The following is a 423-nucleotide window of genomic DNA, read 5'->3' as shown; positions in this document are numbered from 1 at the left end:
CGACTGAACAGGTCGTCCGCCTCCGTTGCGGTAAATGAAGGAGCGCCACGGGACGTATCCTGTCGTGGCGCTCGAAATCCCGGAAGGTCTCGCGTGGAGAGGCACGAAGATCAGCCGAGCTGATACCATGCAGCTTCACGGGGCGCCGATTCTAACGAAAAAACCCGCGACAGGCGCGGGTTTGTTCATCGGGAACGGGATCAGCGAAGGTTCTTGAGATCGCGCTGCGCCAGTTGAGCGGCCGAAGTGCCTGGGTACTGGGAAATGACCTGCTGGAGGATACCCTTGGCCTTGTCGTTGTTACCCAGGCGACGCTCGACGTCCGCCAGCTTGTACAGAGAGTCGGGCACCTTCTGGCTGCTGGGGTAGCTCTGGCTGACCCGCGCGAAGGCCTGGCCGGCACCTTGCAGGTCGCCCTTGGCC

General features: G+C 62.4%; 1 protein-coding gene. It reads right to left on the bottom strand.

Annotated elements, in window-relative coordinates; genetic code table 11:
* Window positions 1-200 precede the first annotated feature (200 nt).
* Window positions 201-423 (bottom strand): tetratricopeptide repeat protein (locus ACLJNW_RS23315; protein ID WP_410961102.1); only part of this gene is annotated, 223 nt, incomplete at its 5' end.

This window comes from Salmonella sp. SAL4457 (assembly GCF_046548235.1).
Lineage (GTDB): Bacteria > Pseudomonadota > Gammaproteobacteria > Enterobacterales > Enterobacteriaceae > Salmonella > Salmonella enterica.
The sequence above is the reverse complement of the archived record's forward strand: the minus strand, read 5'-3'. Positions and strand labels throughout refer to the sequence as shown.